Source organism: Streptomyces sp. NPDC048291 (assembly GCF_043201715.1).
Taxonomy (GTDB): Bacteria; Actinomycetota; Actinomycetes; order Streptomycetales; family Streptomycetaceae; genus Streptomyces.
This window is the reverse complement of sequence record NZ_JBICZC010000011.1, coordinates 216,834-241,495: the sequence shown is the minus strand read 5'-3', so window position 1 is coordinate 241,495 and position 24,662 is coordinate 216,834. Positions and strand designations below refer to the sequence as shown.

Annotated in this window: 29 protein-coding genes, 1 tRNA gene and 1 pseudogene; 12 read left to right on the top strand and 19 right to left on the bottom strand. The window is 72.3% G+C overall.

From position 1 onward, the window contains the following. Window positions 1-86: 86 nt before the first annotated feature. Together ACGF5O_RS29570 and ACGF5O_RS29565 are read right to left on the bottom strand one after the other, a co-directional pair. Window positions 87-404 (bottom strand): annotated as a pseudogene (locus ACGF5O_RS29570) (response regulator transcription factor); the annotation flags it as partial. 298 nt (window positions 405-702) lie between these two features. Beyond that, entirely contained in the window at window positions 703-1,530 is an 828-nt protein-coding gene (locus ACGF5O_RS29565; protein WP_393812917.1) for an alpha/beta fold hydrolase, read from the bottom strand. A gap of 523 nt (window positions 1,531-2,053) precedes the next feature. Here ACGF5O_RS29565 and ACGF5O_RS29560 point away from each other — a divergent pair. Beyond that, window positions 2,054-2,710 carry a TetR/AcrR family transcriptional regulator gene (locus ACGF5O_RS29560; protein WP_393812916.1) on the top strand — a complete coding sequence of 219 codons (657 nt, stop codon included), beginning with the start codon at window positions 2,054-2,056 and terminating at the stop codon, window positions 2,708-2,710. Window positions 2,711-3,063: 353 nt separating this feature from the next. On the opposite strand, the gene ACGF5O_RS29555 is transcribed toward ACGF5O_RS29560, so the two are convergent. Then, entirely contained in the window at window positions 3,064-3,531 is a 468-nt protein-coding gene (locus ACGF5O_RS29555) for a TetR/AcrR family transcriptional regulator (protein WP_393812915.1), read from the bottom strand. On the opposite strand from ACGF5O_RS29555, the gene ACGF5O_RS29550 reads away from it, so the two are divergent. Next, the gene (locus ACGF5O_RS29550) at window positions 3,481-4,101 is read left to right on the top strand and encodes an ester cyclase (protein ID WP_393813119.1); all 621 of its coding nucleotides are present in this window, start codon (window positions 3,481-3,483) and stop codon (window positions 4,099-4,101) included. The genes ACGF5O_RS29555 and ACGF5O_RS29550 overlap by 51 nt on opposite strands. Window positions 4,102-4,367: 266 nt before the next feature. Here ACGF5O_RS29550 and ACGF5O_RS29545 read toward each other — a convergent pair whose 3' ends face one another. From ACGF5O_RS29545 to ACGF5O_RS29530, 4 genes are all read right to left on the bottom strand, one after another. Next, on the bottom strand, window positions 4,368-4,640 hold the full coding sequence (locus ACGF5O_RS29545) for a hypothetical protein (RefSeq protein ID WP_393812914.1): 273 nt from the start codon (window positions 4,638-4,640) through the stop codon (window positions 4,368-4,370). A 171-nt stretch (window positions 4,641-4,811) separates the two neighbouring features. Beyond that, window positions 4,812-5,396, bottom strand: a complete 585-nt coding sequence (locus ACGF5O_RS29540; RefSeq protein WP_393812913.1) for a TerD family protein — start codon at window positions 5,394-5,396, stop codon at window positions 4,812-4,814. 47 nt (window positions 5,397-5,443) lie between these two features. Then, window positions 5,444-6,025 (bottom strand): hypothetical protein, encoded by a 582-nt coding sequence (locus ACGF5O_RS29535; protein ID WP_393812912.1) that lies wholly within the window; start codon window positions 6,023-6,025, stop codon window positions 5,444-5,446. 26 nt (window positions 6,026-6,051) lie between these two features. Then, window positions 6,052-6,627, bottom strand: coding sequence for a TerD family protein (locus ACGF5O_RS29530; RefSeq protein ID WP_393812911.1), 576 nt, complete (start codon window positions 6,625-6,627; stop codon window positions 6,052-6,054). Window positions 6,628-6,784: 157 nt separating this feature from the next. Between ACGF5O_RS29530 and ACGF5O_RS29525 the strand changes: the two genes are divergently transcribed. Continuing rightward, on the top strand, window positions 6,785-7,168 hold the full coding sequence (locus ACGF5O_RS29525) for a BlaI/MecI/CopY family transcriptional regulator (protein WP_393812910.1): 384 nt from the start codon (window positions 6,785-6,787) through the stop codon (window positions 7,166-7,168). Between the two features lie 8 nt (window positions 7,169-7,176). Continuing rightward, window positions 7,177-8,109 (top strand): M56 family metallopeptidase, encoded by a 933-nt coding sequence (locus ACGF5O_RS29520; protein WP_393812909.1) that lies wholly within the window; start codon window positions 7,177-7,179, stop codon window positions 8,107-8,109. An 18-nt stretch (window positions 8,110-8,127) separates the two neighbouring features. Here ACGF5O_RS29520 and ACGF5O_RS29515 read toward each other — a convergent pair whose 3' ends face one another. Both ACGF5O_RS29515 and ACGF5O_RS29510 read right to left on the bottom strand, forming a co-directional pair. Next, the gene (locus tag ACGF5O_RS29515) at window positions 8,128-8,613 is read right to left on the bottom strand and encodes a tellurite resistance TerB family protein (RefSeq protein ID WP_393812908.1); all 486 of its coding nucleotides are present in this window, start codon (window positions 8,611-8,613) and stop codon (window positions 8,128-8,130) included. Window positions 8,614-8,622: 9 nt separating this feature from the next. Then, window positions 8,623-9,228: a hypothetical protein gene (locus ACGF5O_RS29510; RefSeq protein ID WP_393812907.1), complete on the bottom strand. Its 606-nt coding sequence runs from the start codon at window positions 9,226-9,228 to the stop codon at window positions 8,623-8,625. Window positions 9,229-9,566: 338 nt separating this feature from the next. Here ACGF5O_RS29510 and ACGF5O_RS29505 point away from each other — a divergent pair, with 338 nt between their 5' ends. Together ACGF5O_RS29505 and ACGF5O_RS29500 are read left to right on the top strand one after the other, a co-directional pair. Then, entirely contained in the window at window positions 9,567-9,947 is a 381-nt protein-coding gene (locus tag ACGF5O_RS29505; RefSeq protein WP_393812906.1) for a hypothetical protein, read from the top strand. 707 nt (window positions 9,948-10,654) lie between these two features. Continuing rightward, the gene (locus ACGF5O_RS29500) at window positions 10,655-11,305 is read left to right on the top strand and encodes a hypothetical protein (protein ID WP_393812905.1); all 651 of its coding nucleotides are present in this window, start codon (window positions 10,655-10,657) and stop codon (window positions 11,303-11,305) included. Window positions 11,306-11,493: 188 nt separating this feature from the next. Here the strand turns inward: ACGF5O_RS29500 and ACGF5O_RS29495 are convergent. After that, a tRNA-Pro gene (locus ACGF5O_RS29495) sits at window positions 11,494-11,567 on the bottom strand. Window positions 11,568-11,673: 106 nt separating this feature from the next. Between ACGF5O_RS29495 and ACGF5O_RS29490 the strand changes: the two genes are divergently transcribed. After that, window positions 11,674-12,183, top strand: a complete 510-nt coding sequence (locus ACGF5O_RS29490) for a DUF309 domain-containing protein (RefSeq protein ID WP_393812904.1) — start codon at window positions 11,674-11,676, stop codon at window positions 12,181-12,183. A 45-nt stretch (window positions 12,184-12,228) separates the two neighbouring features. Continuing rightward, window positions 12,229-13,011 carry a precorrin-6A synthase (deacetylating) gene (cobF, locus tag ACGF5O_RS29485; RefSeq protein WP_393812903.1) on the top strand — a complete coding sequence of 261 codons (783 nt, stop codon included), beginning with the start codon at window positions 12,229-12,231 and terminating at the stop codon, window positions 13,009-13,011. Window positions 13,012-13,088: 77 nt separating this feature from the next. Here cobF and ACGF5O_RS29480 read toward each other — a convergent pair whose 3' ends face one another. The 6 genes from ACGF5O_RS29480 to ACGF5O_RS29455 all read right to left on the bottom strand — a co-directional run bounded on the left by ACGF5O_RS29480 (window position 13,089) and on the right by ACGF5O_RS29455 (window position 16,495). Beyond that, window positions 13,089-13,835, bottom strand: coding sequence for a cobalt-precorrin-6A reductase (locus tag ACGF5O_RS29480; protein ID WP_393812902.1), 747 nt, complete (start codon window positions 13,833-13,835; stop codon window positions 13,089-13,091). Between the two features lie 109 nt (window positions 13,836-13,944). Continuing rightward, a complete protein-coding gene (gene ykgO / locus ACGF5O_RS29475) occupies window positions 13,945-14,067 on the bottom strand; it encodes a type B 50S ribosomal protein L36 (RefSeq protein ID WP_046728129.1) in 123 nt (40 codons plus the stop codon). A gap of 34 nt (window positions 14,068-14,101) precedes the next feature. After that, window positions 14,102-14,362: a type B 50S ribosomal protein L31 gene (locus tag ACGF5O_RS29470; protein WP_181808960.1), complete on the bottom strand. Its 261-nt coding sequence runs from the start codon at window positions 14,360-14,362 to the stop codon at window positions 14,102-14,104. A 42-nt stretch (window positions 14,363-14,404) separates the two neighbouring features. Next, window positions 14,405-14,569: a 50S ribosomal protein L33 gene (gene rpmG, locus ACGF5O_RS29465; RefSeq protein ID WP_046728127.1), complete on the bottom strand. Its 165-nt coding sequence runs from the start codon at window positions 14,567-14,569 to the stop codon at window positions 14,405-14,407. 104 nt (window positions 14,570-14,673) lie between these two features. Further along, window positions 14,674-15,447: a sulfite exporter TauE/SafE family protein gene (locus ACGF5O_RS29460; RefSeq protein ID WP_393812901.1), complete on the bottom strand. Its 774-nt coding sequence runs from the start codon at window positions 15,445-15,447 to the stop codon at window positions 14,674-14,676. 97 nt (window positions 15,448-15,544) lie between these two features. Beyond that, window positions 15,545-16,495, bottom strand: coding sequence for a LysR family transcriptional regulator (locus ACGF5O_RS29455; protein ID WP_393812900.1), 951 nt, complete (start codon window positions 16,493-16,495; stop codon window positions 15,545-15,547). Between the two features lie 71 nt (window positions 16,496-16,566). Between ACGF5O_RS29455 and ACGF5O_RS29450 the strand changes: the two genes are divergently transcribed. The 4 genes from ACGF5O_RS29450 to ACGF5O_RS29435 all read left to right on the top strand — a co-directional run bounded on the left by ACGF5O_RS29450 (window position 16,567) and on the right by ACGF5O_RS29435 (window position 20,739). Beyond that, window positions 16,567-17,454 carry an SDR family NAD(P)-dependent oxidoreductase gene (locus ACGF5O_RS29450; RefSeq protein WP_393812899.1) on the top strand — a complete coding sequence of 296 codons (888 nt, stop codon included), beginning with the start codon at window positions 16,567-16,569 and terminating at the stop codon, window positions 17,452-17,454. Between the two features lie 169 nt (window positions 17,455-17,623). After that, window positions 17,624-19,027 carry a glutamine synthetase family protein gene (locus ACGF5O_RS29445; RefSeq protein WP_393812898.1) on the top strand — a complete coding sequence of 468 codons (1,404 nt, stop codon included), beginning with the start codon at window positions 17,624-17,626 and terminating at the stop codon, window positions 19,025-19,027. Continuing rightward, entirely contained in the window at window positions 19,027-20,169 is a 1,143-nt protein-coding gene (locus ACGF5O_RS29440; RefSeq protein WP_393812897.1) for an amidohydrolase family protein, read from the top strand. Before ACGF5O_RS29445 ends, ACGF5O_RS29440 begins: the two co-directional genes overlap by 1 nt. Before the next feature lie 42 nt (window positions 20,170-20,211). After that, window positions 20,212-20,739 (top strand): NUDIX hydrolase family protein, encoded by a 528-nt coding sequence (locus ACGF5O_RS29435; protein WP_351714406.1) that lies wholly within the window; start codon window positions 20,212-20,214, stop codon window positions 20,737-20,739. Between the two features lie 42 nt (window positions 20,740-20,781). On the opposite strand, the gene ACGF5O_RS29430 is transcribed toward ACGF5O_RS29435, so the two are convergent. The 3 genes from ACGF5O_RS29430 to ACGF5O_RS29420 all read right to left on the bottom strand — a co-directional run bounded on the left by ACGF5O_RS29430 (window position 20,782) and on the right by ACGF5O_RS29420 (window position 24,661). Next, window positions 20,782-21,294 carry a PadR family transcriptional regulator gene (locus ACGF5O_RS29430; protein WP_393812896.1) on the bottom strand — a complete coding sequence of 171 codons (513 nt, stop codon included), beginning with the start codon at window positions 21,292-21,294 and terminating at the stop codon, window positions 20,782-20,784. 57 nt (window positions 21,295-21,351) lie between these two features. Next, window positions 21,352-23,523: a SpoIIE family protein phosphatase gene (locus ACGF5O_RS29425; protein WP_393812895.1), complete on the bottom strand. Its 2,172-nt coding sequence runs from the start codon at window positions 23,521-23,523 to the stop codon at window positions 21,352-21,354. Window positions 23,524-23,641: 118 nt separating this feature from the next. Then, window positions 23,642-24,661, bottom strand: a complete 1,020-nt coding sequence (locus ACGF5O_RS29420; RefSeq protein WP_393812894.1) for a dihydrodipicolinate synthase family protein — start codon at window positions 24,659-24,661, stop codon at window positions 23,642-23,644. Window position 24,662: the final 1 nt, after the last annotated feature.

Here is a 24,662-nt window from a genome sequence, read left to right as displayed (position 1 = left end):
CCTCGGGGCCGGATTCTCCTACAGCCCGTAGGAGGAGATCACACCCTACGGCCTGTAGGGTGAGAGGAGGGTAAGAGCAAGGTCCGTCAGCCTGCGCCAGGGCGGGCGATGCCCTGGTCGTAGGCGAAGATCACTGCCTGGACGCGGTCCCGGGCGCCGATCTTGGCAAGCACCCGGCCGACGTGCGTCTTCACGGTGGACTCGGCCACGACGAAGCGGGCGGCGATCTCGCCGTTGGTCCAGCCCTTGCCGATGGCGACGAGGATCTCACGCTCGCGCTCGGTGAGGGCGGCCAGCCGGGGGTCCTCGCCCGGGTCGCACCTCCGGGCGGGCACATGCCGGGGGCGGCGCCGCCACAGCAGCGGCAGCACCAGCCCGGCCTGCAAGGCCAGCACGGCCGCCAGCGGGAGCTCGGTGAAGGCGAACTGGAACCGGTGCCGGCCGTCCCCGTCGTCGTCCCGGTATCCCGCGCCGCCGTGGTGCAGCAGGTCCGGCAGCTGCTCGGGCTGCGCAAGGCAGGCCATGCACGCGGTGGTGTCCCTTCTGCATGGTCGCCCGACGACGCGCCGCCCTCACCTCCGAGGACGAGCGCGACGCCGGACCGGCACAGACACGCCCGGCGCCGACGGGGGCGGAGCCGCTCACCGTACGAACGCCCGGTCCGCGCCGGTCGTCATGGGGCGCGGGCGGAAGGACCTGGGGTCAGTCGGCCAGGCCCGGCTTGACGACGGTGTCGACGAAGTCGCCGATGGCCTCCAGGGTCTTTCCGAGCTGCTCGATCTGCGGGAAGTGCGCGGCCTCGGGGATGGGCACGAAGCGGCTGTTGGGGAAGGAGTCGGCGTAGCCGCGCCCGTAGGTGGTGTTGGCGATGCCGTCCTCCTCGCCCCAGGCGACCAGCACCGGGAGGGTGATGCGGTGGAGGCGGCCGCGGAGCTTGGGGTCGTAGGTGAAGCCGGCGCCGCCGTAGACGGCCAGGGTCTGCTGGTTGGCCGCGGCGGTGGCGCGCTGCTGGTCGGTGAAGGTGGAGAAGTCGGGGCGGAAGGCCGCGTTGGCGAAGGAGAGTTTGGTGACCGCCTGGGGCGGCAGTGTGCGGGGGTCTATGACCTGGTTGGCCGGCATGTTGGCATGGATGCCGACGGCGTTGAGAAGGGTGAGGGCACCGATGCGGCCCTTGGTGTCACGCAGGGCCATCTCGGCGGCGATCCAGCCGCCGACCGAGTTGCCGATGACCATCACGCCGGTCAGGTCCAGGCTGTCCAGCAGGTCGAGGTAGGCCACCGCCAGGTCGGCGACGGAGTCGCACCAGTCGGGGCGCGGAGTGCCGTCGAAGCCGGGGTGGGTCGGCGCGATGGCGAAAACATGCTCCGACAGTGCGGTGGCCAGTCCGGTCATGGTGCGAGGACCGGCACCGCCGTGCAGGAGGAGCACGGCGGTGCCTTCGGTGTTGGAGCCGTACTCGTCGACGGTGACGGACAGGCCGCCCGCGAGATCGACGGTACGGGTGGCGTGGGTGGCGGTCGGAGCGTTCACAGCGGCGATCCCTTTTCGTGAGAGTGGACTCGCATTACTTTAGAATCCTCGCACAATTCATGCAAGTCCACTCTCATAAAGGGGGTAGACACTCAGGCGAAGCCGTCGGCCGCGATCGTGAGGCAGCGGCCCATCACCTCGACGACGACCCGCCCATCCGCCCGGGGCGGCGCAACCGGCGGTTCCGGCGGCCAACTCGGCGGCGCTGGACACAACACGGAAGCCCTTTGCCGCGACCGGCGCACCTATGCCACGGCGGACCCTCGACCCGTGAGGCGAGAGCGATCTCGACGACCCCGAGACACCGGACGGTCGCGCCGCCGCCCTCCAGGGCGCGGAACAAGCCGGGCCCGGGCCGACGACTTCACCGTCACCCGGCCCGGCGGCCGAGTCGCCGTTCACGGGGAAAGTTCTTTATGAGAGCATGCCCTCATGAAGGAAGAGTGCTCGCATCGTGTGACGCAAGCTCTCTCATCATGGAAGTCGACCCGCCCAAGCCGCGCGGACAACGAGAGGTGGACCGATGGGAACACAGAGCACGACGGGCCGCGTCAACCAGAAGTTGCGCACCCGCACCGCGATCGTGCAGGCCGCGGCCGAGCTCAGTCGTACCGGGCAGGAGGTGACCATGCCCGAGGTGGCCGGTAGGGCCCTGGTCTCCGAGGCAACCGCCTACCGATACTTCCCCGACCTGCTCAGCCTGTTGCGCGAGGCCATCGCTGGACAACTGCCCACCCCCGCCGAAGCGTTGACGCCGGTCGCCGACTCCACCGATCCGGTGGAGCGGGTGGCCGCCGCGACCGAGTTCCTGCTGCGTCATATCCAGGCCCGGCAGGGCGTGGTGCGGGCGATGATCGCGGCCACCGTGGTGCGGCCCGCGGAAGCCGCCGCCCGCCCGGGGCTGCGCTTCGGCATGATCGACCACGCGCTGGCACCGGCGGCCGAGAGCGGCGCCCTCGAACCGGCCGCGCTGGAGCAGCTCAAGCGTGATCTCGCGATCGTCGTCAGCGCCGAGGCGCTCTTCAGCCTGACCGATCTGTACGGACTGGACCCCGAGGAGGCCATCTCCAGCCTTCTGCGCACCGCGACGACCCTCACCCGCGCCGCACTGCGGGACGGCGAAAGCGCCGACAACCTGGCCAGGCCAGATGCCACGCCCCATCCTCGAACAGCTGCCTGAGGTCCCGGCCGGGGCCCGCAACGACCGCAGGGCCGCCACCGACCGGGCGCGGAATCACGCGCAGGCTCCACCCCCAGCTCTGCCGGTGGCGTCGTAGGCGGGCCAGGACCGGGGGTCCGATCACCGGTATCAGGATCCAGCACAGGTACGCGTACGCGGTGAGGAACGAGACCGGGACGAACGCCGGCAACGCCACCGCGGCCGCGCCGGCCCCCTGGTCGCCCGGGAGAACACCTCCGTCGAGGTACCCGCCCGGCCCAGGTCGGCGCGACGGATCTCCCGGATCATCAGCAGGAACAGGAAAGCCGAGCCGCGCTGGACGCGGTCACCGAGCGCTTCACCGCGCCGACGACTCAGCTCTCGTCACCCTTGCGGTAGAGGGCCGCGATGGCCGCCTCCCGGATCGCGGTCTCGGCACGGTCCCAGGACCACCCGGCCTCGGCGACGAGCATGCGCCGGGCATGCGGGCCGAACCAGAGCCAGAGCAGGTCGGCGGTCTCCGCCGCCGAGTAGCGCGGGCGCGGCGTGAGTGTATGCAGGTGGTCGGCCGCCGCGCGCAGCGCCGTATGGGCGTTGCGGGTGGCCCGCTCCCACAGTGCCGCGCCGTCCTCATGGACCGGCAGCGCCAGCCGGATCGCTTCGTGCACGGTGAACTGCGACTCGCTGCCGTAGCGGGTGCCCGCGGCCAACACCGCGAGAACCTCCTTCGGCTCGGGCAGCGCCAGCAACCGCGCCATCACCTCCTGGGAACGGGAGGCGGCCACACCGGCATCGATGATGCGGTCCATGATCTCGCGCTTGCTGCCTGCGCTCGCGAACACGGTCTTCGGCGATACGCCCGCGGCGGCCGCGATGTCATCGAGACCGGCGACCCGGCCCTCGCCGCCGCCGTGGTCGGCGCCGATTTCCGCAACCGGGAGGCATACAACTCCCCCGCCGCCTGCGCGATCCCCGGACCGGCCGGGGTCCTCGCCTCCAGCGCCTGGATGCGCTCGGCCTACAGCGATCTGCGCTTCCCCATCCTCAGCACCGGGGTGGACGACGAGCGCGGCCAGGTGTTCGTCCGGCTGCGCATGCAGGGACGGCACACCGGGCCCTTCGTGCTCTTCCGCGACGGCAAGCTCGACAAGGTGGTGCCGCCGACCGGCCGCGAGCTCGACTACGAGCACATCCACGTACTGACCGTGCGCGACGGCAAGGTGGTCGAACACGAGGCCGTGCGTGACGACATGACGATGCTCGGCCAGCTCGGTGTCTTTCCGCCGACCCCGGCCATGGCCGCGCGGCTGATCGGATGGAAGCTCACCGGCCGGGACCGGCGCGCTGCCGCCGCGGTCTCGACCCTTTCCGCCGAGGCCGCGGCAACCGCCGCGCCGTACCGGGCCGCGTAGCCGCTCTTCGAGCTCTTCCAACCGCTGAAACCGTGCGAGCAAGGGGCCTACGGACGTGGAGATCTGACGAACGGCCAGTGGGTACGGCATCAAGCCGGGGCGTCCGCAGGTGTGGACGCGACGGCAGCTCAGAGACGGCATACGGTGGCGGACCCGGACCGGTGCTCCCCGGCGGGACGTGCCCGAACGCCGTGGGCCGTGGTCGCGGAGTACGACCAGTACTCCATGGACGTCCGCGGGGGGCCAGCACAGGCGAGGGCGTCCGTTCAGTCCCGCACTCGGCGTTCACCACCGCGCCGGCCCAGTTCCGCCTCGGCGACGACAGGCCGCATCCGGGTTTCATGGTCCTCGACTCGCCCGTGGTGACCCACCGGGACCCCAGCGGTGATGAGCCCGTCGGCGAGGAAGTCGACCTGACCTCCCACGTGGTGGAACACTTCTATCGGGACATGCCCGTCATCGACAACGGCGACCCGCCCCTCGATGCGCTCTCCGAAGCCCGCAGCCACCGGTTCACCGGCATCGGCCCAGGCAGGCACGGCTCCTTCCCCATCTCCACCGCGGAGGGCCAGGCGAGGGCAATGCACGTCCGCCCAGCGGACGCGCCCCAACCTTCGGGATCCCCGGCCCGGGGGCCCTGGAGAGGTCCCCGAGCCGTATGCCGAGAGACCCGGCGAACCCATGTCGCCGAGCGGAGCGGGGCGCCCCGGTCACAGGTGACCGGCGATGGCGGGCAACAGGTCCTGGAAGGTCCGGCCGGCGGCGGGTTCGCCGATGGCCTTCAACTGCCAGCCACCGCCGGCCCGGTACAGCTTCGCCATGATCTGTGCGGTGTGCGGTCCGCCGCCGCTGAGGGTGTAGCGGGCGAGTTCCTGTCCGGTGGTCTCGTCGACCAGGCGACAGAACGCGTTCTGCACCTCGGCGAAGGTCTGTCCGGTGAACGAGTTGACCGTGAAGACGATCTGGTCGACGTGCGGCGGGACCCGGCCGAGGTCGACGAGGATCACCTCGTCGTCCGCTCCGGCCCCCGCACCGCCGGTGAGGTTGTCGCCGAGGTGCCGCACCGAGCCGTCGTCGCTGACCAGATGCTGGAAGAAGACCACGTCGACCGGCTGTCCGCCCGCGAACAGCACCGCCGACGCGTCGAGGTCGATCTCCCGGGCACCGGCCAACTTGGCCAGGAACCCCTTGCGCTGGGCGGCCTGCCAGCCCAGCCCCATACGCACGGCACTCAGCGAGGTGCCGTCCGACTTGCTCAGACTGATCTGCTGGCCCTTGGTCAGATTGACCGACATGCGTCCTCGTCTCTCTGTCGTTCGCCGGGTTGTTCGTTCGCGGTCCGTCACGAGGTCAGGGCATCAGGCAGGCGACGGCGCAGATAAGGCAGCACGCCCCGCTCAAGAAGGACCTGACGCCATCTCTCCCGCGCCTGCAGCGGGTCGAGCCCCTGCCCGGCGCTCCGGCCTCCGCCTCGTGCCGCCGCCCACAGCAGTGCGCCCGCGCCCGCGGCGCCGGTCACCGCCACGGCCGCCGCGAGCACCCAGCCGGCCCGTACGACCGAGGCCGCGAACTCCGTGGCCGCACCGGTGAGCCGGAGTCCGTATCCCACGAGCAGCAGTACCGTCCCCGCGCCGGCGGATATCAGGGGCGTGAGCACGGCGAGCATCGGCCCCACCGTGCCGTCACCGGTGCCCGGTCGCCCGTACGGCACGGAGCGGGCGGCAAGGTACACGCGGTACTCCTCGGCGGCGACGGCCGAGATCTCGTCCTGCGCGGCCAGCGCCCACGCTCTCAGCAGCCCGGCCGCCCTGCCGCTCGGATCGGTGCGCAGCGCCGACCGTACGTCGGCCGTGGCCAGAGCCAGGCGGACCGCGTCCTCGAAGTCCGCCCGGTCCTCCGGCCGGAGACCGGGTGTGCCGCTCACACGGATTCCTGGGGTACGTCGTCGGCTCAGACGCTGACTCCGAAGTCGGCGGCGATGCCCGCGAGGCCGGAGGCGTATCCCTGGCCGACCGCGCGGAACTTCCACTCCGCGCCGCTGCGGTACAGCTCGCCGAAGACCATCGCGGTCTCGGTGGACGCGTCCTCGGACAGGTCGTAGCGGGCGAGTTCGGCGCCGCCGGCCTGGTTCACCACCCTGATGAAGGCGTTGCGGACCTGCCCGAAGCTCTGTCCCCGGGCATCGGCGTCATGGATCGAGACCGGGAAGACGATCCGGTCGACGTCGGCGGGCACGGTGGCGAGGCTCACCTTGATGCTCTCGTCGTCGCCCTCGCCCTCACCGGTGAGGTTGTCACCGGTGTGCTCCACCGAACCGTCCGGGCTCGTGAGGTTGTTGTAGAAGACGAAGTGCTGGTCGGAGACGACCTTGCCCGAGGCGTTCAGCAGCAGCGCGGAGGCGTCCAGGTCGAAGTCGGCGCCGGTGGTGGTCCGCACGTCCCAGCCCAGCCCCACGAGTACAGCGCTCAGGCCCGGAGCCTCCTTGCTCAGCGACACGTTGCCGCCCTTGGACAGGGAAACACCCATCTTCGTCCCTCCACACACACCGTCGGTTCGGGCCCGTGTCACGGACCCCGAGCTAGAATCTACAACACTGTAGAAGTTTGCGGTGAGTGGCGCATGCACCGCTTTGTACGATGTGACGCTCCCCGGCACGAGAGGCCGGGCAGGAGGGAGACTTCACGTGGCGGAGCCGGATCCGCGCGGCCGTCGCAGGGCACAGGGCGCGCTGGAGACGCAGGTGCTCGCGGCGCTGCACCAGGCCGAGGGGCCGGTGACGGCAGCCTGGGTGCAGGACCGGCTGGCAGCCGACCTCGCCTACACCACCGTGATGACGGTGCTCGCCCGCCTGCTGTCGAAGAACGCCGTCACCCGCAAGCGCGAGGGCCGGTCGTTCGTGTGGATGCCGTCCGCCGACGAGGCCGGCCTCGCCGCGCTGAAGATGCGCCGGGTCCTGGACGGCGAGCAGGACCGCCGGGCGGTGCTGGCCAGCTTCATCACCACGCTGCCCGAGGACGACGAGCTGTTGCTGCGAGAACTCCTGCGGCACGCGGGCGACGAGGGCTGAGCGCGCACGTGGGCATTTTCGTCTTCCTGCCGCTCGTACTGCCCCTGAGCGCATGGCCGATCGCGCGCCTGGCCGAACAGCGCCTCCATCCCCGCACCGCCACCACGCTCCTCACCGGCGTGGCCGCCGTGCTGGCCCTGTGCAGCACGGTGTGCCTGGCGCTGCTGATGGTCGTCGGCACCGCGCAGCTCCCCGGCAACCCGCTCCCCGACGGCTGGTCGGATCCCGAGGTGCGCGACAGCGTGCCCCGCCACGAGATCGTGGGCAAGGCCGCCATCCCCGCGTTGCTCGCGGTCCTCGCCGGCTGCGCGCACACGCTGCTGCGCCATCTCCGGCTACGAGGGCGGGCCCACGCGGCGCTGGAGGGTTTACCGGCCACCGAGGTCGCGGTGCTGCCGGACCCTCAGCCCTACGCCTACGCGCTGCCCGGCGGCCCACGCGACCGGATCGTGGTGTCGACGGCGATGCTCGCCCGTCTCGCGTCCCGGGAGCGCCGTGCCGTCTTCGCACACGAACGCGCGCACCTGGCGGCCCGGCATCACCGGCATCTGCTGATCGTCCTACTGGCCGCCCGCGCCAACCCGTTCCTGCTGCCGCTGCGGAACGCCGTGGTCTTTGCGGCGGAACGCTGGGCGGACGAGGAGGCCGCACAGGCCGTCGGCAGCCGCAGGGCCGTGGCCCGCGCGATCGGCATGGCGGCGCTCGCCTCGCGGGGCACCCCCTCCCCCACGCTGGCCGGCCTGGCCGCACCGGGCCCGCTCCCGCGCCGGGTCGCGGCCCTGCTCGGCCCGGCGCCGACCGTGCACAGCTGGCCGTCCCTCCTCACCACAGCGGGGCCGGCCGTGTGGACGGCCGCCGCCGGAGCACTGCTCTCGGCGATGTCCTCCGCCAACTCGGCACTCACGCTGCTGCTCCTGCTGCACGCGGCCACACCCCTGTAGCAGCGCACCACCCCGGTGTCAGAGGTCGAACCCGTGCGGCGGCAGCCCCAGCGTGAAGCACGCGTCCCGGACCACGGCACGCTCGACGGCGTCGAAGTCACCGTCGGCGCCGCCGATGCCGATGCCGATCCGAATCACGGCGCGGGCCTCGGCGGGCTTCTTCTTCACCTTGGCCACCTCCTGCAAGACGCTTACCTTGCCGAAGTCGAAGCCGAAGCCGGCGGTCGGCTTGTCCAGGTTGCCGTCGAAGCGACGCTGAAGGTCGTCGGCCGGAAAGTTCGGCAGCACCTCGTTGCCGAAGACGAGCCGCGCGACGCGCTGCCGCTCGGACGGGTCGGTCTTCCCGTCTGCATCCGCGACGCCGAGTCCTTGACCCGACCCCACAGGACCATGCCGACTCCCCTTCCATCGGGCCGCCTTGCCGCCAGAGGGCGAGCCGGCAGCCGCAATCAACTTCAACAGAGTTGTAGAAGACAGCAGGGCGGACAGCAGCGCCCCCTTCACCCGCGAGGACTAACGCGCGGCGCGATCACCCCGCTCCCCCATACGAGCCTCTTCCAGGCGCCCCAGGAGGAAGGGGACCATCCCCCGTTCCAGCAGGGCCAGTTCCCACGCCCGCCGGGCCCGCCCCACGTCGGGAAGCACGTCACGAGCGCCCCCGGAGTGACCGCGCGCCGCCGTCACCGACAACCACAGGAGATCACCGACCGCCGCTCCGACGGCGACGGCCGCCGCGAGCAGCCCGACCGTGACCAGACCACCTCCGACGTAGGGGCGACCGCCGTACGAGCGCACGGCGAAGCCGGAGAGCAGGAACACAAGCCCGATCACGGCCGGCACCCGACACATGAGCACCGAGGGCACAGACGGCTTCGGCTTCGCGGCGACGCCGTCGGCCGCCGGCTCCGGTGCGCCTACGGTCGCCCGCCCGCCCTCGCCGGCCGCGGCAAGGGCTTCGCGATAGGCACGGTATTCGATGTCCGCGAACGCCAGGATGGCGCCGCGCGCCCGCACCGCCCGGTCACGCAGTTCCTCGCGACCGAGCGGTCCCGCGCACCGGTCGATCGCCTCGGCGACCGGTGCGAGCCCAAGAGCCCGGTCCAGTACCTGCTCGAACACCCCATTGAACTCAGACCGCGGCAGTCCGGCACCCGTCACGCATCCCCCGAGACTCGAAGACGCGCCGCTTACTTTCCGTCACCACACGGTAACATTCGCGGCAGGAATCGCGAGTCTAACGGTTCCAGACTTGCGCAAGCGAAGGAGCGATGGCGGGTCGCACCCACGGGCTTCGACTTCCGTCTGCCTGGGCGCCCGCCACGGCAGGGCGCCGATCCGTCCCATCGGGTTCGCATCCACCGCCCATGGTGACCCCAGGTGCGGGCAACGGTATGGTCAAGTCTTCAACGAGAGGTGCCGGAGGCCCCGCGCGGCATCACCTGTGCCTGGGGGTACGCATGCTGAACGACGGTAAGTGCCGATGTACCTGCCCGGGCGCGACGGTCTGGGTCACCGGGCGGTCACTCGCCGACCGGCGCGCAGCCGCCTTCACGATGGCCGAGCGGCTGACAGCCGAGGGGCGCCGGGTGCAGGTCCTCGACAGGCCCGTCGCCACCGGTGAGGACACGGACCGTACGGGTATCACGGCCGAGGTACTGGCCCGCAACGGACTCGTGGCGATCGTCCCGTGCACGACGGACGCCGCACGGGACACCGCCGGGGTACGGACGCGCCACGCGGCGAGCGGCACACGGTATGTCGAGGTGTGCGTGGCAGAGGCACAGTGCCCCGAGGATTCCGCGGCCCTGGCACACGAACGCCTCACCGGACGGCGGTGACCCGCTCGGCTCGCCCCAGGGGTCGAGGCCCGACTGCTGCCGGCTACCCCCGACACCCTCACGTTGAAGCCGACCGGCACCCCGCGCGCCCTCACCCGGACGACCTGCCTCCCCCACTCACCGACCCGTTCCCCCGTCCCTCCCGGCGCCTCGCCACAGTCTCCCGGGGCCGGCCCGTCCGAGGACCCGGACCCTGCCACGGTGCCCGGGTGGAGCCGGGCGTCCGAATGAGTCCGGGGCTGGTGGGGCAGTTAGAGGGCCGGGTGTTACGGGCGAGGGGATGGCTATGGGCGAAGTGTTCTTCCGCAGACTGAGCCGATGGCAGGCGGACGGAGACCGGGAGGAGCTGGCGGACCTGTATGTGGCCGCCTACGAGGAACCCCCGGGCGACGAATACCGCAATCGCGAAGGGTTCCTGGCCAGGCTCGCGGTGGATGTCCAGCGGGCCGGCTTCGACATGGCTCAGCCGGCCGTGCACGACACCGGCGCACGAAAATGCGACGCGGCAGAGCGGGTGTTTGAGCAACTGGCACGGGATTTCCACCGCCACCGACGGACGAGACGCGGCCCGCCTCCCCGAAGAGCCAGAAGATCCGCCGCGTCTGCCGCCTGCAAGGCGACGGCATCCACGACGCCATGCACGGTGTCGCCCGCCTCCACAACCTCGTCCTCAGCAGATGCTGGGCAGGCCCATAACATCGCCTCCCATGGCTACAGTGATCGTGACCGTCGGGCTGGCGTTCGTCGGCTACCTCGCGACCTACCTGAACGGGCTGCGCCTCGCGCAGAGGCAGGCCCGGCTCACGCGCGTCAACCAGCAACTGAGTGACTTCTACGGGCCGCTGTTCGCCCTGATGGAAGCCAACAGCCGCACCTACGACACCTTCTCGGAGATGTACGCCCGCCCCGACGGCCGCGACCCCTTCCGCCACGACACACCGCCCACCGAGCACGAACTCGCGGAGTGGCGCACCTGGGCCACCACCGTCTTCATCCCCAACATCCAAGCCATGCGCGACGTGGTGGTCGCCAAGGCCGATCTCCTCATCGAGGAGGAGATGCCCGAAGCCCTGCTCCAGCTCTGCGCCCACGTCTCGGGCTACGAGATCACTGCCGCGCGCTGGGCCCAGGGCAACCACGGGGAGCACCTGTCACTCATATCCTTCCCCGGACGGGAGCTCAGGACGTACATCCGTGACCGGTTCGCCCAGCTCAAGAGCGAGCAGACCCGCTCACTGTGCCTGTCGTGGCAGGCAGGCTCACATACCGCGCTCGGGCCCGCTCCAGGGCTCTGGCCGGTTCCCATCATCGAGGAGACCCCGCCCGCTCGTGGCCCGGCGCGTCCTACGGTTCACTGACCACCACTCAGCGCTACCTGCACCCGGACGTCCGAAAGATCACAGCCGCGGGTACGGCACTCTCCGCACACCTCAGCGTGCTACGCGCTCCGCGCACCCTTCAGCTGGTTCCCCACTGGTTCCCAGAAAAGATCAAGGGGCGGTTTCGGATTTCTCCGAAACCGCCCCTCATCTGCGACTCCATAGAGTCGGGACGACAGGATTTGAACCTGCGACCCCTTGACCCCCAGTCAAGTGCGCTACCAAGCTGCGCCACGTCCCGGTGCGTTCCCTCGCGGTGACCCGCGTGATCGCGCGAACAGCACCTTACCCCACGTTCCCGGCCGGGCAGAAAGAGGGCGAGGGGCGACAGGGGGACAATCGGTCGTATGGAAGACGCGGGGACAGGAGCACGGGACCGGGACGCCGAGGGGCGGGCGCGCAGCGCACGGCCGCGGGACGGGCTGGGGCGGCCGCTGCCGTACGGCGAGACGGGCGTCGAGCGGCAGCCCGAGGGGGTCGTGCGGACTCCGCGGGAGACGGTCGCCGAGGCGCAGGCGCTGCTGGACGCCGGGAAGCCGTTCCACGCGCACGAGGTGTTCGAGGACGCGTGGAAGTCGGGGCCGGAGACGGAGCGCACGCTGTGGCGGGGGCTGGCCCAGCTGGCGGTGGGGCTCACGCACGCGGCCCGCGGAAACGTGACCGGCGGGGCGCGGTTGCTGCGGCGCGGCGCGGGTGCGGTGGAGGAGTGGGCGGGCGGGGGCGGGGGGCCGCGGCCTCACGGGATCGATGTCGACGGGCTCGCGCGGTGGGCGCGGGAGCTGGCCGGGCGGGTGGAGGGCGGCGCCGGGAGCGTCGACGCGAAGGGCGAGGCACCCCGGCTGCGCGGCTCGCGCTAGCACCGGGGTGATCCGCTGTCAGTGGCATGCGGCAGACTCGGAGGCGTGCGAGAGATTCATGTCATCGGTATCGGTGCGGGCGACCCCGACCAGCTCACCCTCCAGGCGGTCCGGGCGCTGCGGAGCACCGACGTGTTCTTCCTCCTCGACAAGGGCGAGGTCAAGAGCGATCTGACCGGACTGCGCCGGGACATGCTCGACACGCACATACCGGACGGCGGTTACCGGCTGGTCGAGGCGCGGGACCCGGAGCGGGACCGGGCCGCGGGCGGCGGGGCGTACTCACCGGCCGTCGGTGACTGGCGCAGTGCCCGCGCGGACATCTACGAGCGGCTGATCCGTGAGGAGCTGGGCGAGGAGCAGACCGGCGCCTTCCTGGTGTGGGGCGATCCGTCGTTGTACGACAGCACGTTGGCGATCCTGGAGGAGGTGCTGGCCCGGGGCGCGGTGCGGTTCTCGTACGACGTGGTGCCCGGGATCAGCAGTGTCTCGGCGCTGGCGGCCCGGCACCGTACGGGGCTGAACCGGGTGGCCCGGCCGGTGCAGATCACCACCGGGCGGCGGCTCGCCGAGGGGCTGCCGGACGGGGTGGACGACGTGGTGGTGATGCTCGACGCGCACCAGGCCTTCCGCCGGTACGCAGGCGAGGACATCGACATCTACTGGGGCGCCTACCTGGGCACCCCGGACGAGATCCTGGTCTCCGGTCCGATCGCCGAGGCCGGTCCGCGCATCGAGCGGCTGCGGGCCGAGGCACGCGAGCGCAAGGGCTGGATCATGGACACCTATCTGCTGCGCCGCCACCCGGAGGTTCCGAAGGAGGGCTGAGCGGTGCCCGGGTGGCGTCGTCTGCGTGACGACCGTGCCGGGGATGCCGCTCGCGGCCCTGGACCGGGCGACCGTGGTCAGGCGGGGCCGAGCCCCAGCCGTTCCAGCACGCCGGTGACGTCCGGCACGGCCGTCACGCCGGCCGGCAACGGCGGCCGGCGTACGACGACCACGGGCAGCCCGAGTTCCCGTGCGGCCGTGAGTTTGGCGGCCGTGGCCGCTCCCCCGCTGTCCTTCGTGACCAGGACGTCGATCAGGTTCCCGGCCAGCAGCGCGCGCTCGTCGGCGACGGCGAACGGCCCGCGCGCCAGCAGTACTTCGGTGTGCCGGGGCAGCGGAGGGTCGGGGGGTTCCACGGACCGCACGACGAAGTGCCGGTCCGTCAGGTGGGCGAAGGCGGACAGGCCGAGGCGTCCCGTGGCGAGGAAGACCCGGGGGCCGAAGCGGGACAGGGCGGTGGCCGCCGCGGGCAGGGACGGGACCGGGTGCCAGTCGTCACCCGGCTGCGGCAGCCAGCCGGGGCGGCGCAGGACGACGGAGGGGACTCCGGTGGCCCGGGCCGCTCGGGCCGCGTTCGCGGTGATCGTCTCGGCGAAGGGGTGGGTGGCGTCCACCAGCGCGTCCACGCCGTGATCGCGAAGCCAGTCGCCGAGGCCGGCCGCCCCGCCGAACCCTCCGATCCGCACCTCGCCGGCGAGCGTGCCCGGCCGTGCGACCCGGCCCGCGAGCGAGGTGGTGACACGGACCCCGGAACACCCCGACAGCTCGGTGGCGAGACGGCGGGCCTCGGCCGTACCGCCGAGGATCAGGACGTGCGGGGACATGGGGCGAGCGTACGGGGTCCTGCGCAGGGGGCGACGCCGCGGGGACGCCGTGGCGCACGACGGCCGCCCGGCGGGATCGCCGGGCGGCCGTCGTGGGACGGGACCTCCGTCAGCCCTGGCGGGCCTTGAAGCGGGGGTCCTTCTTGTTGATCACGTAGACCACACCCCGCCGGCGGACCACCTGGGCGCCGGGCTTGGCCTTCAGTGAACGCAGGGACTTGCGGACCTTCATGGTTCTGTTCTCCTCGGGTCGGTCGCCGGGCCGGTCAGCCGCGGGCGGCGGCGGTACGGCCGTACCGGCGCTCGAAACGCTCCACTCGGCCGGCGCTGTCCAGGACCCGCGCCCTGCCGGTGTAGAAGGGGTGCGACGCGGACGAGATCTCCACGTCGATCAGCGGGTAGGTGTTGCCGTCCTCCCACTCGATCGTCCGGGACGAGTCGGCGGTGGAGCGGGTCAGGAACGCGGTGTCCGCGGCGCGGTCCCGGAAGACCACGAGACGGGACGCGGGATGAATGCGGGCCTTCATGGGGTTTCCTCTCTGGGGGTGCTGGTGCGCTGCCGCTCGGCTTCAGCGCTCTTCGCGGAAGTCGACGTGCGCGCCGGCCACCGGGTCGTACTTGCGCAGGACCAGCCGGTCGGGGTCGTTCCGGCGGTTCTTGCGGGTCACGTAGGTGACACCGGTCCCGGCCGTCGACTTCAGCCTGACGACGGGACGCGCGGTGCTGCGTGCCATGAGGTTCTCCCTTCGCCCACACCCGACTTTCTTGATCCGGGCATGTCATTCACGACCTGTCCAACAACACCTCCCGCCGTCGCATTCCCGGGCCGGAGAAGCGTTCAGCGCAGCAGGAGCTGCAGGCCGCCGAGGATCGTCGCCGCGATGACCAACTGCTCGAACAGCCGCTGGTTGATCCGGTGCACCGCCCACCTGCCGATGAGCGCGCCGGGCACGACGAACACCACGAGCGCGGCGTCCAGCAGCAGCGAGTGGCCGTCGATCAGGCCGAGACCGGCGCTGAAGGGGACCTTGGAGAGGTTCACGATCAGGAAGAAGAACGCCGAGGTGCCCAGGAAGCCGAGTTTGCGGAAGCCGGCCGACAGCAGGTACATCGACATCACCGGGCCGCCCGCGTTGGCGACCATCGTGGTGAAGCCGCCGAGCACACCGTACGAACCGGCCTTCGCCCGGCCCGCCCGGGTGGTGACCTCGTCCGGGTCGTCGGGGCGGTCGGCCGTGCGGCGCCGCCACACCGTGACCCCGGCCATCAGCAGCAGGATCGCGCCGATCGAGGTCCGTACGACGCCGTCGTCGGCCCAGACCAGGAACAGCGTGCCGACCAGCACGCCGGCCGCGACCGCCGGGAACAGCCGCCACAGCGTGGGCCAGTGCGCGTGCCGCCGGTAGGTCGCCACGGCCAGCACGTCGCCCGCGATGAGCAGCGGGAGCAGGACGCCGGTGGAGGCACGGGCCGGGAGGACCGCGGCGAAGACGGCGAGACTGACGGTGTTGGCCCCGCTGACGGCGGTCTTGGAGAAGCCGACGAGCAGGGCGGCGAATGCCAGGGCGGCGAACTCCCAGCCGGATATGTGCCAGAGCGTCATCGTGTTCATGCGGGGACCGATGCTATGTCCGGACAACCGGATGGTGTAAGTACCGTCTCGCCGATTGACCCCGGCACGCACGCACCCCCGCCCGCCCGCCGGAGGCTCACCTGAGCCGGTCCGGGCGATCCGGTCGGTCCGGTGCGTCCACGTCGAGCGCCGCCGCACGCAGGGCGGCGGCCACCCGGACGACCGCGTCGGCAGGCGGATGCGGCAGCCGGGCCAGCAGCTGGCGGCGCTGCTCCTGCGGCCCGCCGCGGACCGGCAGGATCCGGACACCGGCCGGCGCCGCGGAGGCAAGGGCAGCCGGTACGGTGGTCAACCCGCAGCCGGCGGCGACGAGATGGAGCTTGGCCAGCCAGTCGCGGGCGACATGGACGATCTCCGGCCGCTCGTCCAGCCCCGGCCACACGCCCATCAGCCGGTCCTCCCCGGAGGCGGAGCCCGCGATCCAGCGCTGCCCGCGCAGGTCGGCCACATCGACGAAGTCGCCGCGGGCCAGGGGGTGGCCGGCCGGCAGCGCGAGGCACAGGGCGCGCTCGGTGAGGGTCTGGAGCACCAGCGGGGGCGATTCGGCGTCCGGCGCCCGGAACGGCGGCGCCGACGCGAGCAGGGCCAGGTCGATACTGCCGGCGCGCAGGGCACGCACCAGTGCCGGGGTGGTGCCCTCGCGGCCGACGACCTCCAGGCCGGGGTCCGTCCGGCGGAGCGCGGTCAGGGCGTACGGGACCAGCACGGCGCCCGCGGTGGGGAACCAGCCGAGGCGGACCGTGCCGCCCTCTCCGGGCAGTCCGGACAGTTCCCGCGCCGTCGCCTCGATCTCGTCGAGCACGGTCGTCGCGCGCCGCATGACGACCCGGCCGGCCGCGGTGAGCCGTACCCCGTCGCGGCGCCGCTCCAGCAGCTCCGCGCCCGCTGCCCGCTCGATCGCGGCGATCTGCCGGGACACCGCCGACTGGGTGTAGCCCAGCGAGGCCGCGGCGGCGGTGAAGGTTCCCTGTTCGGTGACCGCGCGGAAGACCCGCAGCGCGGTCAGTGACACATCGTTGAAGTCCATGACGTTCACGCATACTAGCCGTGCGTAACTTTCGTTGGACTCATGAACGCGCCGTTCCTAGCGTGGGACGCATGAACGCTTCCCGCATCGCCCTTGTCACCGGCGCGAACCAAGGGCTCGGCCGCGCACTCGCCGAAGGCCTCGCCGCCCGGCTGGGTCCGCACGACCTGGTCCTGCTCACGGGGCGCGACCCCGGGCGGGTGACGGACGCCGCCGCCGAGGTCGCCCGGCTGCCCGGAACGCGCGCCCGCGTCGAGGGCCGGGTCCTGGACGTCACCGACGCCGACGCGATCACCCGGCTCGCCGACGAACTCGGGTCCCGGTACGGCGGGGTGGACGTCGTCGTCTCCAACGCGGTCGCCCGGGTCCTGCCCGAGGACTCGCAGTCCGAGCGGGCCGACGAGTTCATCGACGTCTCGAACACCGCCACCCACGCCGTCCTGCGTTCCTTCGGCGCCGTTCTGCGCCCGGGCGGCCGGCTGCTCGTGGTGGCGAGTTCGCTCGGCACCCTCGGTCACCTCGACCGACGGCTGCACCACCTGTTCGACGGGGCCAGCCTCGACCAGGTCGAGTACGCCGTCGAGTCCTGGCGCAGCGCCGTCCACAACCGCACCGCCGCCGAGGCGGGCTGGCCCGTCTGGCTGAACGTGCCCTCGAAGGTGGCCCAGGTCGCGGCCGTCCGCGCGGTCGCCGCCGAGCGCCGCGAGCAGGACCTGGCCACCGGCACCCTGGTCGCCTCGGTCTGCCCCGGCATGGTCGACACCGCCACGTCCCGCCCCTGGTTCAGCGACTTCAGCGGGGCCCAGTCCCCCGCCGAGGCCGCCGGTGCGGTGCTCGACCTGGTCTTCGCCGAGGACGTCGAGCCCGGCCTCTACGGCGAGCTGATCCGCTTCGGCAGGCCGCTGCCCTGGCACGACGGCACGCCTCCGGTGGAGCAGGACCGTCTCGTCAGGCCTTGAGGGCCGGCTGAGCCCGGAGCCCTGCCTCCTCCTGGCTTCTCCGGCCTCCTCCCGCATGGGGACGAGGCGGCCGGGGCCGACTCCCCGGCGCCGGTAGCGCAGTTCGGTGCGGTCGGCGTGAAACCCTGGCCGGGACGCGTGCATCCGAGCCCGTCGAGGAGGACGTCGTATGCCACCCCTGGTCGACCCCGTACCCGGCGGGAGTCCCGGCGATCTCGCCCGGGCCCATGCCCTCGCCCACGAGCTGTCCGCCCAGGGCGTGCGCGGGATCGTGCTGGCCTATGTGGACACCGCGGGGATCTGCAGGGTCAAGACCGTCCCCTGGCAGGGGTTGCAGCCGGCGGTGGCCTGGGGCGTCGGCATGTCCCCGGTGTTCGACACCTTCCTGGCGAACGACGCGATCGTGCGCACCGACGTGCTCGGCTCGCCCGACGGCGATCTGCGCCTCTACCCGGACCTGGACCGGCTGGTGGTGCTGGCCGGGCAGCCCGGCTGGGCGTGGGCGCCCGTCGACCGGCTCACCCAGGAGGGTGAGCGTCACCCCGGGTGCAGCCGCACCTTCCTGCGCCGGGTCGTCGCCGACGCCCAGGACCGGCACGGCATCACCTTCAGGGCGGGGGTGGAGATCGAGTGGACGCTCGGCCGGGCCGCCGCGCCGGCCGAGGAGTTCGCACCGGCCACGTCGGGTCCGGCGTACAGCGCCGCCCGGCAGATCGAGCTGAGCGACTACACCGCCGACCTGCTCGCGGCCCTGGAGAAGCAGGAGGTGCCGGTCGCCCAGCTGCACCCGGAGTACGCGCCCGGTCAGTTCGAGCTCTCCACCGGCGCCCTTGACCCGGTGGCGGCGGCCGACCAGAGCGTGCTGGTGCGGCAGACCGTCCGGGCCGTGTCGCAGAAGTACGGTCTGCGGGCCTCCTTCGCCCCGGCCGTCACCGAGCGGGGCGTCGGCAACGGCGGCCACCTGCACCTCTCCCTGTGGCGCCACGGGGTCAACCTGCACGCCGGGGGCGACGCCCGGTACGGCATGACGGCCGCGGCCGAGTCGTTCATCGCCGGGCTGCTGACGCACCTGCCCGCGCTGACGGCGGTGACCGCACCGAGCCCGGCCAGCTACCTGCGGCTCAAGCCCGGCCAGTGGGCGGGGGTGTTCACGGCCTGGGGCCGGGAGACCCGCGAGACCGGTATCCGGGTCATCACCGGCACGGCCGGCCACCAGAGCCAGGACGCCAACCTGGAGGTCAAACCGGTCGACCTGGCCGCCAACCCGTACCTGGCCCTCGGCTGCGTCATCGCGGCCGGACTCGACGGGATCGCCTCGGCCGCGCCGCTGCCCGAGGAGGTCACCGACGACCCGGCCCGGCTGGTCCCGGACGAGGCGGTGGCCCGGGGCGTGCGCCGGCTGCCGACCTCGCTCCCCCAGGCCGTCGAGGAGTTCCGCGAGGACAAGGTGCTGCGCACCGCGCTCGGCCCGGTCCTCGCGGACGCGGTGATCGCCGTACGCGAAGGCGAGACGGCGGCCGTCGCGGGGCTCGACGACGCCGGGGTGGCGGCGGCCTACCGCTGGAAGTACTGATGCCGGGGCCGGTCCGGGAAGCCCTCGACGCGCTCCCGCTCGTCGACCACCACTGCCACGGCGCGGTCACCGCCGACCTCGCCGGGCCCGAGTTCGAGTCGCTGCTGACCGAGGGCGAGGCCTGGCCGGGCGTCTCGCCGTTCGACAGCCCGGCCGGCATCGCCGTACGACGGCACTGCGCACCCCTGCTCGACCTGGAGCGGCACGCGCCGGTGGCCGACTACCTGGCGCGCCGGGCCGAGCTGGGCTGGCAGGAGGTCAACCGCCGGTTCCTGACGGCCGCGCACACGGAGACGTTCTGCGTGGACACCGGCTACGCCCCGCACCCGGTCACCTCCCCCGCCGAACTCGCGGCGGCGGCCGGGGCGCGCGCCTACGAGGTCGTGCGGCTGGAGAGCGTCGCCGAGGCGGTGGCCGCCCGGGGCATCGACGCGGCCGACTACGCGGCTGCCTTCCGGGCGGCGGCCGAGGAGGCGGTACGGCGGCCGGGAGTGGTCGCGGTCAAGTCGGTGGCCGCCTACCGCACCGGTTTCGCCCTGGACCCGGCGCGGCCGACGTACAACGAGGTGACCCGGGCGGCGGCGCTGTGGTTCTCCGGGGGCGGCAGGCTCACCGACCCGGTACTGATGCGTCATCTGCTGTGGACCGCCGTCGGGCTCGGGCTGCCGCTCCAGTTGCACGCCGGTTTCGGCGACTCGGACCTGCGGCTGCACCACGCGGACCCGGCGCTGCTCACCGACTGGCTGCGGCTGACCGCCGGCACCGTCCCGGTGCTCCTGCTGCACTGCTGGCCCTACCAGCGCCAGGCCGCCTACCTCGCCGCGGTGTTCGAGCACGTGCACCTCGACGTCGGGCTCGCCCTGCACCACGTGGGCCCGGCCCGGGCCGGGGCGGTGCTTGCGGAGGCGATGGAGATCACCCCGTTCCGCAAACTGCTGTACAGCTCGGACGCCTATGGTGTGGCCGAGTTCCACCACCTCGGCGCGCTGTCCTTCCGGCAGGGACTGGCCGGAATACTCCAGGCCCGGGTGGACGCCGACGAACTGAGCCCGACCGACGCGGTGCGGATCGCCGCCTGGACGGGACGTGACAACGCCCGTCGTCTCTACGGACTTCCCGCATCCGACCCCGGCCGCGACTGAACGCGCGCCCTGTCCGGAAAGTATGATCAAGCAATGTCTGACATGACCGAAACCACGCCCGGTTGGCTGTCCTCCGACGAACTGGAGATGGCGCGCGCCCGCATGCCGATCCTGTACGTGGAGGCCGTGCCCGTGCGCGTCGACGACAGCGGCGAAGTCACCAGCATCGGCCTGCTGCTCCGCATCGGCCCGGACGGAACGGTCAGCCGGACCCTCGTCTCCGGCCGTGTCCTGCACCACGAGCGGGTCCGCGACGCCCTGTTGCGCCATCTGGAGAAGGACCTCGGCCCGGTGGCACTGCCCCGGGTGCCGGCCTCCCTGCAGCCGTTCACGGTGGCCGAGTACTTCCCGACGCTCGGCGTCACCCCGTACCACGACCCGCGTCAGCACGCGGTGTCGCTGGCCTACATCGTGCCGGTGACCGGGGACTGCCGGCCCCGGCAGGACGCCCTGGACCTGGTGTGGTTCAGTCCGCAGGAGGCGATGCTGGAGGCCGTGCAGAGCGAGATGCCGGGCGGCCACGGGGTGTTGCTGAAGCAGGCCCTGGCCCATGTGGGGGTCGTGAGCTAGGGAGGCTCCGCGGGCCCCCGGCCGAGGTGCCGCCGACGGCGTTCAGCCGAGCTGTTCGGCGGCCCAGCGGGCCCAGTCCCGCTCCATCTCGGCCCAGCGCAGGCCGTATTCCAGGGCGATCCGGCCGTTGGCGGTCAACGGCCCCTCGTCCGACTCCAGTTCGGTCCTCAGCTCCGCGAGCTGCTCGTGGTAGGCCCCGGCCTGCTCCGCCCGCTCGGCGAGGACCGCGCGGGCCTGGTCGTCCGAGGCCAGGCCGAAGAAGAACACCTTGAGCAGCAGTTCGCTGCGGCGCGGCTGCTGCTGGGTCGGGGCGGCCAGCCACTCCCGCAGTTCCTTGAGCCCTTCCTCGGTGACCCGGTACTCCTTGCGCCGGCGCGGCCCCTCGGCGGACACGTCGACCAGTCCGGCCTCCGCCAGGCGGTTCAGCTCCCCGTAGACCTGGCTCTGGGTGGCCGGCCAGACGTGGGCCAGCGAGGTGTCGAACAGCTTGAGCAGGTCGTAGCCGCTGGCGGGCCGGTCGACGAGGAGTCCGATGAGGGCGTGGCGAAGGCTCATGATTCCATCGTAAATCCAACATTGACAGATTCGGCAAGACATCTGTGCATCGACCTGTCAATGATGGACTATCGAGGGGGTCCGGTCCCGGACCGCGGGCCGCCCGGAGCCGTCCGGGATGTCCTGCTCGGTCCAGATGCACTTGGCGTCGCTGAGGTAGCGGGCGCCCCAGCGCCGGGAGAGCGCGGCGACCAGCTGGAGGCCACGGCCGCCCTCGTCGGTGTTGGCGGCATGCCGGATGCGCGGGGTGCTGAGGCTGCCGTCGTAGACCTCGCAGGTCAGGATGCGGCTGCGCAGCAGCCGTAGCCGCATGGGGCCCCTGGCGTGCCGGATCACGTTGCCGACCAGCTCGCTCACCAGGAGTTCGGTGGTCGTCGACAGGTCGTCCAGGCCCCACCGGGAGAGCTGGTCGCGGACGAGCTGGCGGGCCTGGCCGGCCGCCCGGGGGTCGTCGGGCAGGCCGAAGGAGGCGATGTCGTCGGCGGGCAGCGCCCGGGTGTGGGCGATGAGCAGGGCCGCGTCGTCGGTGGTCCGCGCCCGGTCCGGGAGCAGCTCCGAGACGACCGTGTCGCACAGCTCCGCCAGGCCCCGGGCGTCCGCCTCCTGGTCGGCGCCGGCGAAGCGGGCCGGGCGGACCGCGGACCGGCGCAGGACGCGCAGCAGCTCGGTCAGGCCCCGCTCGGCGTCCTGGGCGTCGGACTCGATGAGCCCGTCGGTGCACAGGACGACCAGGCTGCCGTCCGGGAGCGGCAGTTCGTGCACGGCGAACGGCGGGGTGGCGGCGCCGAGCGGCGGATCGGGGCTCACGACGGGACTGTGCACGGTGCCGTCGGGATGCACGAACACCGGCGGCGGATGCCCGGCGAGGGCGTAGCAGCAGGTCCGGCCGACCGGGTCGTAGACGGCGTAGAGGCAGGTGGCGTAGAAGTCCTCGCCCAGGTCGCTGACCAGGTCGTTGAGGTGGCCCAGCAGGTCGTCCGGGGCCATGTCGAGATCGGCCAGGGTGTGTACGGCGGTACGCAGCCGGCCCATGGTGGCGGCCTCGGCGATGCCGTGGCCCATCACGTCGCCGACCACCAGGGCGACCCGGTCCGCGGAGAGCGGGATCACGTCGAACCAGTCGCCGCCCACCTGCTCGCCCCGGCCCGCCGGCAGATAGCGCGCGGCGGCGACGGCGGCGGGCAGCCGGGGCAGGGTCCGGGGCAGCAGGGCGCTCTGCAGTTGCTGCGCGCGGGCGTGCTCCAGGTCGTACAGGCGGGCCCGCTCCAGGGCCTGGCCGACCAGGGCGCCGAGGGTCGTCAACAGGGTGCGTTCCTCCTCGCCGAAGGGGTGCGTCCGGTTGTAGGAGAGGACGGCCACCCCCACGGCACGCCCGGAGGCGACCAGCGGCAGGAACGCCCAGGCCATCTTCGGCGAGGTCCCCATCCGGATCATGTCCGTCGTCACCGGATAGCGCTCGTACATCCGCGCGGGCGACTCCAGGAACTCCGGGCGCCGGGTCCGCAGCACGTCGGTGACCGGCATGCCGGCGGCGAGGGGGCCCTCGAACCGGGTCAGGTAGGCCTTCGGGTAACCGACGTCGCCGACCCTGGTCAGCCTGCCGTTCTCGAACACGGAGACGATTACCCCGTCGGCGCCGAACGGCGACAGGACACACCGCGCCACGGCCCCCACGACGTCCTGGACGGTCACGGCCTCGGCGAGCGCCGCCGTCAGCTCCGCCGACCGGACCGCGAGTTCGTGCCCGGACTCCGGTGTCCGGTGCGGCGGCCGCCCGGCGGAGCGCTCCAGGCGCTCGGCGGTCCAGGCCGCCACCGCGTGCAGAAACGACTGCTGTACGTCGTCGGGACCGCCGGAACCTGCCAGCAGCACCGAGAACGCGCCGATCGGTCCTGCGGCACCGACGAGCGGCACCGCCACCGTGCCGGTCGCGCCCGTCCCCAGGCAGTCGCCGTCCACCCGGACGAGGACACCGCGCCGCAGAGCGCGGGCCGGCGGCACGTCCTGCTCCTCGCGAAGCTCCGCCCAGGCCCGCGCGGCCCCGGCGGCGATGCCGTCCACCGCGTGCAGGGTCAGCCGGGCCGTGCCGGGGTCCCACAGGTGCAGCAGACCACCCAGTCCCCCGGCACTCGCCACCGCCTGCCGAAGGCCGAACGCCAGCGTCGTCGCCCGCGCCTCCACGGCCGGGGACGACTCGGATTCGACCCCTTGCCGGCGGTTCGGGCACATAACGACAGGTTAACGACAGCGCGCCGGAGGGGCGCGAGGAACTGCGCGACCAGCCACGACGGACCCGCGGCCGGCGGACGGACCCCCGGATCCGGCCGCGGCTCTCCCACCCGCAGCGCTACGCGGGGTTGCGGCCCACGAAGAACTCGCGGAACGGGTCCATGCTCGGTTCCAGGCCGGCCTCGATCAGCCCCCGGCGCAGGGCGGTCATCTGGGCGTCGTGGATGCGCTGGGTGGGCTGGCGCAGCGGCCCGCCGTTGTAGCCCTGGAGCCAGCCCTGGAACTTCCAGGCCTGCCGGTTGAGGAAGGCCCCGCCGTGCAGGGCCGGGGCGAGCCCCGCCTTGATCTTGCGGGCGGGATGCAGCTGCCAGTACAGGTCGGCCGCGTCGTCGTACCTGCCCTCCCGCAGCAGCCGGAAGGCGCGCGGGATCATCGGGCCGTAGTACTCGTGGTCGCTGGTGGCGGAGAACCGGATCGGCATGATCTGGGAGAGCGGGATCAGTTCGCCCTCGACGGGCATGGAGATGACCACCTCGTCGCCGAAGTGCCGGTGGCACTCGATGACGGACTGGATGCCCGGGAAGCCGCCCTCGGCCTTGATCGCGGCGATGTTGGGGCAGTCGTCGACGAGCCGCCGGATCAGGCGGACCGGGATGTCGGAGGGGTGGATGCGGGGGCTGAAGCCCCACAGGAACATCGGGAAGAGCATGACGGCCAGGTTCGTCGCGTCGCAGACGGCCTTGGTGTAGTCGTAGACGTCCTGCTCGGACTCCGGGTAGAAGTTCGGCGGGTACGACAGCAGCACCAGTTCGGCGCCGGCCTCCTCGGCGCCCTTCACCGCCTCGATGTTCTGTTCCAGGGTGCTCCAGCTGGCGTGGTGGGTGAGGAGGAACTCCGCTCCCGCCTCGTCCTTGACGATCCGCAGGAAGTCCAGGTACTCGGGGAGCTGGACGGCCACCTCCGAGACGCCGAGGGTGCCGGCGAAACCGTGCTCGATCGCGAGCCTGGTGTCATGGCGGATCGCGGTCTCGTTGATGTGCCTCAGGTCGCCCGTGAAGGACGGGATGGTGCAGTTGACGACGCCGACGAGGTGCTCTCGCGCCCATTCACGGGCCTCGGCGCGGGTGTAACGGGCCATG

What these genes read in the sequence shown, in the direction of transcription:
- rpmG (WP_046728127.1), bottom strand. Translation starts at nt 14,569, where the DNA reads ATGGCACGCAGCACCGCGCGTCCCGTCGTCAGGCTGAAGTCGACGGCC.
- ACGF5O_RS29530 (WP_393812911.1), bottom strand. Translation starts at nt 6,627, where the DNA reads ATGGGTGTTTCCCTGTCCAAGGGCGGCAACGTGTCGCTGAGCAAGGAG.
- ykgO (WP_046728129.1), bottom strand. Translation starts at nt 14,067, where the DNA reads ATGAAGGTCCGCAAGTCCCTGCGTTCACTGAAGGCCAAGCCCGGCGCC.
- ACGF5O_RS29470 (WP_181808960.1), bottom strand. Translation starts at nt 14,362, where the DNA reads ATGAAGGCCCGCATTCATCCCGCGTCCCGTCTCGTGGTCTTCCGGGAC.
- ACGF5O_RS29505 (WP_393812906.1), top strand. Translation starts at nt 9,567, where the DNA reads ATGCTGAACGACGGTAAGTGCCGATGTACCTGCCCGGGCGCGACGGTC.
- ACGF5O_RS29560 (WP_393812916.1), top strand. Translation starts at nt 2,054, where the DNA reads ATGGGAACACAGAGCACGACGGGCCGCGTCAACCAGAAGTTGCGCACC.
- ACGF5O_RS29460 (WP_393812901.1), bottom strand. Translation starts at nt 15,447, where the DNA reads ATGAACACGATGACGCTCTGGCACATATCCGGCTGGGAGTTCGCCGCC.
- ACGF5O_RS29450 (WP_393812899.1), top strand. Translation starts at nt 16,567, where the DNA reads ATGAACGCTTCCCGCATCGCCCTTGTCACCGGCGCGAACCAAGGGCTC.
- ACGF5O_RS29430 (WP_393812896.1), bottom strand. Translation starts at nt 21,294, where the DNA reads ATGAGCCTTCGCCACGCCCTCATCGGACTCCTCGTCGACCGGCCCGCC.
- ACGF5O_RS29435 (WP_351714406.1), top strand. Translation starts at nt 20,212, where the DNA reads ATGACCGAAACCACGCCCGGTTGGCTGTCCTCCGACGAACTGGAGATG.
- ACGF5O_RS29455 (WP_393812900.1), bottom strand. Translation starts at nt 16,495, where the DNA reads ATGGACTTCAACGATGTGTCACTGACCGCGCTGCGGGTCTTCCGCGCG.
- ACGF5O_RS29420 (WP_393812894.1), bottom strand. Translation starts at nt 24,661, where the DNA reads ATGGCCCGTTACACCCGCGCCGAGGCCCGTGAATGGGCGCGAGAGCAC.
- ACGF5O_RS29440 (WP_393812897.1), top strand. Translation starts at nt 19,027, where the DNA reads ATGCCGGGGCCGGTCCGGGAAGCCCTCGACGCGCTCCCGCTCGTCGAC.
- ACGF5O_RS29425 (WP_393812895.1), bottom strand. Translation starts at nt 23,523, where the DNA reads ATGTGCCCGAACCGCCGGCAAGGGGTCGAATCCGAGTCGTCCCCGGCC.
- ACGF5O_RS29480 (WP_393812902.1), bottom strand. Translation starts at nt 13,835, where the DNA reads ATGTCCCCGCACGTCCTGATCCTCGGCGGTACGGCCGAGGCCCGCCGT.
- ACGF5O_RS29490 (WP_393812904.1), top strand. Translation starts at nt 11,674, where the DNA reads ATGGAAGACGCGGGGACAGGAGCACGGGACCGGGACGCCGAGGGGCGG.
- ACGF5O_RS29500 (WP_393812905.1), top strand. Translation starts at nt 10,655, where the DNA reads ATGGCTACAGTGATCGTGACCGTCGGGCTGGCGTTCGTCGGCTACCTC.
- ACGF5O_RS29540 (WP_393812913.1), bottom strand. Translation starts at nt 5,396, where the DNA reads ATGTCGGTCAATCTGACCAAGGGCCAGCAGATCAGTCTGAGCAAGTCG.
- ACGF5O_RS29445 (WP_393812898.1), top strand. Translation starts at nt 17,624, where the DNA reads ATGCCACCCCTGGTCGACCCCGTACCCGGCGGGAGTCCCGGCGATCTC.